Annotated in this window: 9 protein-coding genes; all 9 read right to left on the bottom strand. The window is 74.4% G+C overall.

Features of this window, described 5'->3' with window-relative positions; all coding sequences use genetic code 11:
- Nucleotides 1-107 precede the first annotated feature (107 nt).
- The 9 genes from mtnP to Z052_RS11720 all read right to left on the bottom strand — a co-directional run bounded on the left by mtnP (nucleotide 108) and on the right by Z052_RS11720 (nucleotide 7,436).
- Nucleotides 108-986 carry an S-methyl-5'-thioadenosine phosphorylase gene (gene mtnP / locus Z052_RS11755; RefSeq protein WP_094519460.1) on the bottom strand — a complete coding sequence of 293 codons (879 nt, stop codon included), beginning with the start codon at nucleotides 984-986 and terminating at the stop codon, nucleotides 108-110.
- A 100-nt stretch (nucleotides 987-1,086) separates the two neighbouring features.
- Complete coding sequence (locus Z052_RS11750; RefSeq protein WP_049931496.1) at nucleotides 1,087-2,085, bottom strand: YeiH family protein; 999 nt, start codon at nucleotides 2,083-2,085, stop codon at nucleotides 1,087-1,089.
- Complete coding sequence (locus Z052_RS20535; protein ID WP_167373068.1) at nucleotides 2,082-2,234, bottom strand: hypothetical protein; 153 nt, start codon at nucleotides 2,232-2,234, stop codon at nucleotides 2,082-2,084. The genes Z052_RS11750 and Z052_RS20535 overlap by 4 nt, the downstream gene beginning before the upstream one ends.
- Nucleotides 2,235-2,362: 128 nt before the next feature.
- Nucleotides 2,363-3,031 (bottom strand): HD family hydrolase, encoded by a 669-nt coding sequence (locus Z052_RS11745; protein WP_094580473.1) that lies wholly within the window; start codon nucleotides 3,029-3,031, stop codon nucleotides 2,363-2,365.
- A gap of 12 nt (nucleotides 3,032-3,043) precedes the next feature.
- Nucleotides 3,044-3,739 carry a phosphoribosyltransferase gene (locus Z052_RS11740; protein ID WP_094580474.1) on the bottom strand — a complete coding sequence of 232 codons (696 nt, stop codon included), beginning with the start codon at nucleotides 3,737-3,739 and terminating at the stop codon, nucleotides 3,044-3,046.
- Nucleotides 3,740-3,805: 66 nt separating this feature from the next.
- Nucleotides 3,806-4,771, bottom strand: coding sequence for a bifunctional 2-dehydro-3-deoxygluconokinase/2-dehydro-3-deoxygalactonokinase (gene kdgK1 / locus Z052_RS11735; RefSeq protein WP_176450720.1), 966 nt, complete (start codon nucleotides 4,769-4,771; stop codon nucleotides 3,806-3,808).
- A 99-nt stretch (nucleotides 4,772-4,870) separates the two neighbouring features.
- Nucleotides 4,871-5,515, bottom strand: coding sequence for a hypothetical protein (locus Z052_RS11730; RefSeq protein ID WP_049931498.1), 645 nt, complete (start codon nucleotides 5,513-5,515; stop codon nucleotides 4,871-4,873).
- On the bottom strand, nucleotides 5,455-6,888 hold the full coding sequence (locus Z052_RS11725) for a DUF58 domain-containing protein (protein WP_099289038.1): 1,434 nt from the start codon (nucleotides 6,886-6,888) through the stop codon (nucleotides 5,455-5,457). The genes Z052_RS11730 and Z052_RS11725 overlap by 61 nt, the downstream gene beginning before the upstream one ends.
- Nucleotides 6,885-7,436: a hypothetical protein gene (locus tag Z052_RS11720; protein ID WP_086216739.1), complete on the bottom strand. Its 552-nt coding sequence runs from the start codon at nucleotides 7,434-7,436 to the stop codon at nucleotides 6,885-6,887. The genes Z052_RS11725 and Z052_RS11720 overlap by 4 nt, the downstream gene beginning before the upstream one ends.
- Nucleotides 7,437-7,459: the final 23 nt, after the last annotated feature.

The raw sequence follows: 7,459 nt of genomic DNA, 5'->3' as shown, positions 1-7,459 counted from the left end.
TCGCCCTCCGCGCTGCTCCGAGCGACCGACTCCCTCGCGCGTGCTCCTCGTGGCCGCCGCTTCGCTCCGGCCGCTCACAGGCACGCGCCACCGCACGGCGCGTCTATTTACAAGTAGTCGCCGAGCAGGGGCTCAACGCGCTCCTTCGTCTCCTCGGGGATCGCCTCCGTCGGCGTGTTGACGGTGCCTTCGAGCGACGTGTGCGCGTCACACTCCAAGTCCTCGGGCAGGGTCCGCACGGCCTCCTCGACGGCGGCCTTGATCGCCGCCTGGTTCTGCTCGGCGTTCTCGAGCACCTCTTCGAGCGTCACCTCGCTGTCCGCCTTCCACACGTCGTAGTCGGTGACGCCGGCGATCGTCGCGTACGCGATCTCGGCCTCGCGGGCCAGCTTCGCCTCCGGGATCGCGGTCATGCCGACGAGGTCCCAGCCTTGGCTCTTGTAGAACTCCGACTCCGCGCGCGTCGAGTACTGCGGCCCCTCGATACAGACGTAGGTGCCGCCCTTCACGACGTCTGTGCCGTCGTCCCCCTCGCCGCCGACGGCGGACTCGGCCGCCTCGGTGAGGTGGTCGACGAGCTCGGGGCTGTACGGGTCCGCGAACGGCTGGTGGACGACGACCCCGTCGCCGTAGAAGGAGAGGTCGCGGTGTTTCGTCCGGTCGTAGATCTGGTCGGGAACGACGAGCGTGCCGGGCGCTAACTCCTCCTTCAGGCTCCCCACCGCGTTCGACGCGAACACGTGGGTGACCCCCGCCTGCTTCAGGGCGTACATGTTGGCGCGGTACGGGAGGTCGGTCGGCGAGACGCCGTGGTTCGAGCCGTGGCGCGGGAGGAAGGCGACCTCGCGGCCCGTGTCGCCGAACTCGCCGATCGTCACCGCGTCGCTCGGCTCGCCGTACGGCGTGTCGAACGCGACCTCGCGCACGTCGTTGAGGGGGAGCGCCTCGTAGATGCCGCTGCCGCCGATGAATCCGATGGTTCCCATACCCCGAGTGCGCCCGCTCGCTACTTATAAGGAGTGAACGCGGTCGGCGGCCGCGGTCGACGGCCCGGCGCGTCGTCGACGGCTCCGCGGAGAACCCGTCTCACAGCAGCCAGCGGACCGCCGCGAGCGCCACCGCGCTCACGGCGAGGAGGTGGACGAGCACCGCGCCGACGGGCGCGGCGCCCACCGCACGCATGTCGTCGACCCGGATCGAGAGCCCGAGGCCGACGAACGCCAGCGCGAACAGCGCGTCCGACACGCGCCCGATCGACGCCAGCGCGGCCGGCGAGAGCAGCCCGCTGTTGGCGACCGCCGCCACGGCGAGGAAGCCGAGCAGGAACTTCGGGAACTCCGCCCACAGCCGCCGGACGCCGGGGTCGGCGGCCGACCGCGCCGCGTACGCCAGCGAGTACGCGACCGCGACGCCGCCAAGGAGCGAGTTGCGCGCCAGTTTCGTCACGGTCGCCCACTGCCCCGCCTCGGGCGAGTAGGCGAACCCGGCGGCCGCGACGGGGCCGGTCGAGAACATGCTCACGCCCGCCCAGACGCCGAACTGTCGACCGGTGAGGCCGAGCCACTCGCCCGCGAGCGGGAACGCGACGAGCGTCGCGGCGTCGAACAGCAGGATCGTCGCGGCCGCGAAGGTGATCGCGGTCCCGCGCGCGTCCAGCACCCGGCCGATTGCGACGACCGCGGAGACCCCGCAGATGCTCGCGCCGGCCGCCAACAGGGAGGACGTGGGCGACCCGATCCGGAAGAGCCCGCGCGCGACGACCTCCGCGAACAGGAGCCCGCCGGCGACGACCGCCACCACGAGCCCGAGGACGGTCGGTCCCGCGGCGAGGAACTCCTCGACCGCCACCGCCGCGCCGAGCAGCACGATGCCGGTCTCTAAGAACAGCTTGTCGGCGCTCACGCCCGGCTCCGCGATCTCGGGGATCCCGACGGTGTTGCCGAGCCCGACGCCGATCCCGACGGCGACGACGAGCGGCTGGAGGCCGGGGACCGCGTCCGCGACGAGCGTCGCGGCGACCGCGCCGCCCGCGAGCAGCGCGAGGCCGGGCAGGTACGCGCGGACCGCCTCGCCGATCCCCGTCACAGCGCCTGCCCGACGAGGTGCGCGGCGACGATCCCGAGCCCCAGCGCGAGCGCCTGCCAGCCGCGGTCGAGCGCGGTCCAGCGGTCGACGAGGCCGGCTCCGGTCGCCGGGCCGTCTGACGCGACCCCGTCGTCGCGGTTCGATGCCATGGCCCGAATCGGTCCGGCCGACACTTACTGGTGTCGCTCGCGCCGGTGACGGTCGAGCGCCGTCCCGTCGATGGCCTCGCAACCGCTGAACGGTCGGGGTCGCGGGCGCTACCGGACTGCGAGAGCGCTTACCGGTCGCGCGCCGCCCGGTACCGCTCGCGGATCGACGCGAACAGCTCCTCCCCGGCGTCGGTCCGGAGCCGCGGCTCGCTCGTCGCGAAGAACTCGTCGAGGTCGTCGTACTCGCGGAACGCATCGGGATCGCCGCGCTCCGGGTCGTACCGGTCGCCGCACTCGTAACGCAGGGCTTGAAGGCAGGTGTCGAGCAGGTCGCACTCCTTGACGAGGACCGCCTCCGGCGAATTGCGGGCCTCGTACGCCTCCCACGCGTCCCGCACGCGCTCCGGGAGCGGGCCGGCGAGGTCGCGCATGGCCTCTCGCTCGGCGGCGACCTTCGCCTCGCGATCGACCGCGTCCCCGGCCGCGTCGTCGTCGGCCGTCACGTCGGCCGCCCGCGTCGCCACGTCGCCCGTCTCCGCCTCGGCGACGTCGTGGACGACCGCCAGCCGGAGGGCGCGGTCGCGGTCGACGCCCGGGAGATCCTCGCGGAACCGGTCCCCGAGCGTCAACACGAGGTACGCGACGCCCCACGAGTGGGCGGCGACGGACTCGGGCTCGTCGACCCCGCGGAGCTGCCACCCCGTGCGCCGCTCGTCTTTGAGCGCGTAGGCGTCGAGGAGGGCGTCGAGCACCGCGTCGTCTGCGGGGTCAGCGTCGGCGTCGTCTCCGGGGGCCATCGCTCGGTCCGACTACTCGGCGAGCGCCCACGTCTCGTCGCCGACGGGCTCGGCCACGTCCCGCCGGACCATCTCGTCGATGACCTCGTCGAGGCGGCCGGGCTGGGCGACCTCCATCTCGATCCGGCCGATGCCGTGGTACTCCTCTAAGTAGTGCCGGAGGTTCTCCCGCGAGAACGTCGAGTCGTCGGCGCGCTCCATGGCGCCCTCCGTGAGGTCGATCATGTCTTCGAGGAAGTTCCACGGGTAGACGACCCACGTCCACTGTTCGAGCCGTTCGCCCACGAAGTCGGGCTGGAACTCGGAGGTGCCCAAGAGCTGGAGGGTCGCGGTGCGGACCTCGCCCGCGCCGCGGTCCTCGACGTACTCCTCGGCGCGGCTGATCGAGCCGCCGGTGTCGGCGATGTCGTCGATGATGAGGACGTTCTTGTCCTCCACGCTCCCCTCGGGCATCGGGTAGCGGATCTGCGGTTCGTCGCTCTTCTCGGCCGCCCCCACGTAGTGTTCCATCTTGAGGCTGGTGAGGTCGTTGAGCCCGAGGAAGTCGCAGATACACCGCCCCGCGAACCAGCCGCCGCGGGCGAGGGCGACGACCACGTCCGGCTCGAAGTCGGCCCGCTTCACCGCGTCGGAGACGTTGCGGCAGAGCCCGTAGATGTACTCCCAGTTGGTGAGCGTACAGTCGAAGTCGTCCGGGAGGTCGCTCATACGGGCGTACCTGCCACCCGCGCGCTGATAAGGGTTTAGCTCCGGCGCTCGCCCCGCGCCGGTCGACTACCGATCGATGCCGCCGCCGCCGGCCACCACGCCCTCGACCTCCCCGGGCGTGACGACGGCGACGTCGCCCGCGACGGTGCGTTTCAGCGCCGCGACCGCGGCCGCCCACTCCAGCGCGGCCGGGAGGTCGCCGCCGTCGATCCGCTTCGCGAGGTAGCCCGCGACGAACGCGTCTCCGGTGCCGATCGCGTCGATCGTCTCCGCGTCGAAGACGCCCTGCTCGTACACCTCGCCGTCGCGCAGCGCGACCGCGCCCTCCGTCCCGCGGGTGACGACGACCGTCTCGACGCCGAACTCCGCGGCCAGTCCGTGCGCGATCGCGACCGCGTCGCCCTCGCGGTCCAACACCTCGCGGGCGTCCCGCCGCGGGACGAACAGCGTGTCGACGTGCTCGAACAGGCTCTCGTAGGCCGCTCGCGCGGTCTCCGGGTCCCAGAGCTTCTCCCGGTAGTTCAGGTCGAACGAGCGAGTGAGCCCCGCGTCGCCCGCCTCGCGCAGCAGCGCGGCCGCCGTCTCCGCGGCGCGGTCGGACAGCGCGGGCGTGATCCCGGTGGTGTGGAACCGGCTCGCGTCCGCGAACGACGCCGTCGACAGGTCCCCGGGCGTCACCGTCGTGATCGCGGCGTCCCCGCGGTCGTACACGACGTTCGACCCCCGCGGCGCGCCGCCGCGTTCGAAGTAGTACGTCCCGACGCGGCCCTCAGCCGGGTCGGTCCACGCCACCTCGGGCGTCACTCCGTGGCTCCGCAGCTCGTTCGTCACTCGGCGCCCCGGCGGGGAGTCCGGCAGCTTCGAGAGCCAGACGGCGTCGACGCCGAGCCGCGACGCGCCGACCGCCACGTTGCTCTCGGCGCCGCCTGCCTGAACGTCGAGCGAGTCCGTCGTCTCCAGCCGCTCGCCGCGCGGGGGCGACAGGCGGAGCATCGTCTCGCCGAACGTCACGAGGTCGGTCACGCCGACCACCCTTCGGTTCGCATACTCGGCCGTCGCCGGGCCAGCACAAAAGCGTCCGCGATCGCCGCGCAGCGCGCGGGCGGCCCGGTAAACCTGGCGCTCGCACTGTCACCGCAGCGCGGAGATCAGCGCGATACCGCCCGCCAAGAGGAGCGCGAGCGCGGCCACGGGCTGGCCGCCGCCGACCGCGAGCGAGACGCCGTACACGAGGCCGGCCGCGAGCGCGCCGACGAGCAGGCTCGCCCCCGCGTGGACCGCGACGTTCCGCCGGACCCGAGCGCCCCGTCCGACCTGCTCCCCGAGGCCGACCCCGTGGTCGGCGACGTCCCACGCGACCGCCAGCCCGACGGCGGCGACGAGCAGGGCTTCGGGCGGGGCGCCGCGGTACCCCGCGAGCGCGATCCCCGCCACGCCCGCGGTCGCGCCCCACGTCAGGACTCGCGCCGACCCCCGGAGCGAGCCGCCGAGGAACGCGAGCGCGCCGACCCCGACCAGCGCGCCGCCCGTCGGACTCGCTATCAGCGCGGCGGTCGCCGCGACGCCCGCGGCGGCGAGGCTCGCGACGACCGCGACCGTCGGGGGCCGGGCGTCCGCCTCGTGGAAGTCGGCTGGCGCTTCGGACGCCGACTCGTCGCCCCCCGTCGCAATCGCGGATCCGTCGCCAGTCGTTCCGGGCGCCGAGCCGTCGCCGCTCATCGCGACCACCGCCTCGTCGCGGCCGCGACCGCGGCCGGGAAGGAGTCGTCGCCCCACTCCAGCGCGCGGACCCCGCCCGCCCGGAGCGCCCGGAGCCGCTGGCGGCGCTCGAAGGCGGTCAACCGTTCGCCCGCCGTCTCGGCCGTCGTCGGGTCCGGCGAGAGGACCGTTACGAGGTGACCGTGCGCGTCGACGCGCCGCGCGATCGCCGTCGCGGTTTCGTCGACGAGGGGGGTGAAGAAGAGCACCTGCGCGTCGGCAGGGAGCCGCCGCCGGAACCGCCGGAGCCACAGCGACCGGTAGAACCGGTCGTCGCTCGGCGTCGGCGCCAGCGCGGGGTCGGTCGCGAGCGTCTCGCGTCCCCGGGCCGCGTGGACGGTCCCGCTGCCGGGCGGCAGCCAGCAGTCGATCGGCGACAGCGCCGCGATCCCGACCCGGTCGCCCCCGTCGAGGAGCGCGGAGAACGCCTGTCCCGCGGCCGCGACGCTCGCCTCCACCGCCGTCTCGGCGTCCGGGTCGGCGGCGACGTACGCGGACTCGCGGGCGTCGACGACCAGCACGACCGTCGCGGAGCGCTCCTCGCGTAGTTCGACGGTGGACAGCTCCCCCGTCCGCGCCCGCCGGTTCCAGTCGATCCGCTTGAGCGGGTCGCCGCGGCGGTACTCCCGGGTGGCGTGGAACTCGACGCCGGCGCCGCCCACGTCGGTCGGCACCCGACCGTGGTGGACGGTCGTCAGCCCGCGCAGCGGGAGGTCGCCGCCGGCGGACAGCTCCGGCGTACAGGCGATCGCGGTCGGCGCGTCGAGCGCGGTCGTGCGCTCGCGGGCGCCGGCCGCGTCGCGGGTGATCGCCGTCAGCGGCTCCCACTCGTGGTCGCCCCGGGCCGCGCGCACCGTGTACTCGAACGTCACCGCCGTCCCGGGTCGCAGCGCCGTCGCGACCCGAGCGGGGCCGTCGACGACCGCCAACCCCGGCGGGACCCCGTCGACGAGCCGGAGGTCCGGCAGGGCCTCCTCGCCGACGTTCTCCGCCCGGACGGTCACGCTGACTTCGTCGCCCGGCTCCGGGGCCTCCTCGCTCACCGTCCGCGTCACCGCGAGCGCCGGCGCCGACGCGTCGCCCGCCCGCGCGTACACCGCGTACCCGGCGCCCACCGCGCCGGCGAGCACGAGAGACGACTGCCGGACGAGCACGCCGAGGCCGACCAGCGCCAGCGCCGCCCCCGCCACCCCCAGCCAGCGCTCCGTCTCGATCGCTCGGCGGTGTTCCCGGTCGCTCGGAGCGCCGGCGGATTCAGTCTCGGTCGCGTCGGCCGATTCAGTCTCGGTCGCGTCGCGGTCGCGTCCGACCGCGTCGCCGTCTCGTCCGGTCGCCTCACCGTCGGTCGATGCCGGCTCGGACGCGGCGGCGCCGCTTGAGGGGTCGCTCACGCCGCACCCCCCTCTATCCGCTCGATCTCGCCGATCGCGGCGCGGAGCCCGTACCAGTAGTTCGACCGTCCCCGGACCCCGGCGGAGAGCCGGACCCGGACGGGATAGGCGGTCCGGGTGTCGAAGAACGCGGCGGCGGCCGCGTCGTCCGTCCACGTCCCGTCGTCGACGGCCGTCGCCGCCGCCTCCCGCGAGCAGTTGCGGTCGCGGGCGACGGCGTCCACGGCGACCTCCCGGACCCGGTCGCGGAGGGCGCGACGGTTCCGGTAACCGCCCGGCGCCGGACTGGCCACGCGGGCGATCCGCTCGTCGAGGTCGGCACCGGGCACCGCGGCGGGCGCGCGCCGCTCCGGCTCTCCGGTGTCTGTCGGCATCCGCCGACGGTCCCGACGCGCGTTCGCGTATCGAATCCCCTGAACCACGCCGAGGACGCCGATCAGCGTGACGACCGCCGACGTGGGGGAGAGGACCGACGCCACGCCGCGGTCGAGCGCCGCGAGGATGCCGACGGCGACCGCCAGCACTCCCGCGACGGCGAGCGGCCGCACTACCGATCACCACCGTCGGTCCC

Origin of the sequence: Halorubrum sp. C191, assembly GCF_002727095.1 — an archaeon.
GTDB lineage: Archaea > Halobacteriota > Halobacteria > Halobacteriales > Haloferacaceae > Halorubrum > Halorubrum ezzemoulense.
This window is presented reverse-complemented; position numbering and strand designations above follow the sequence as displayed.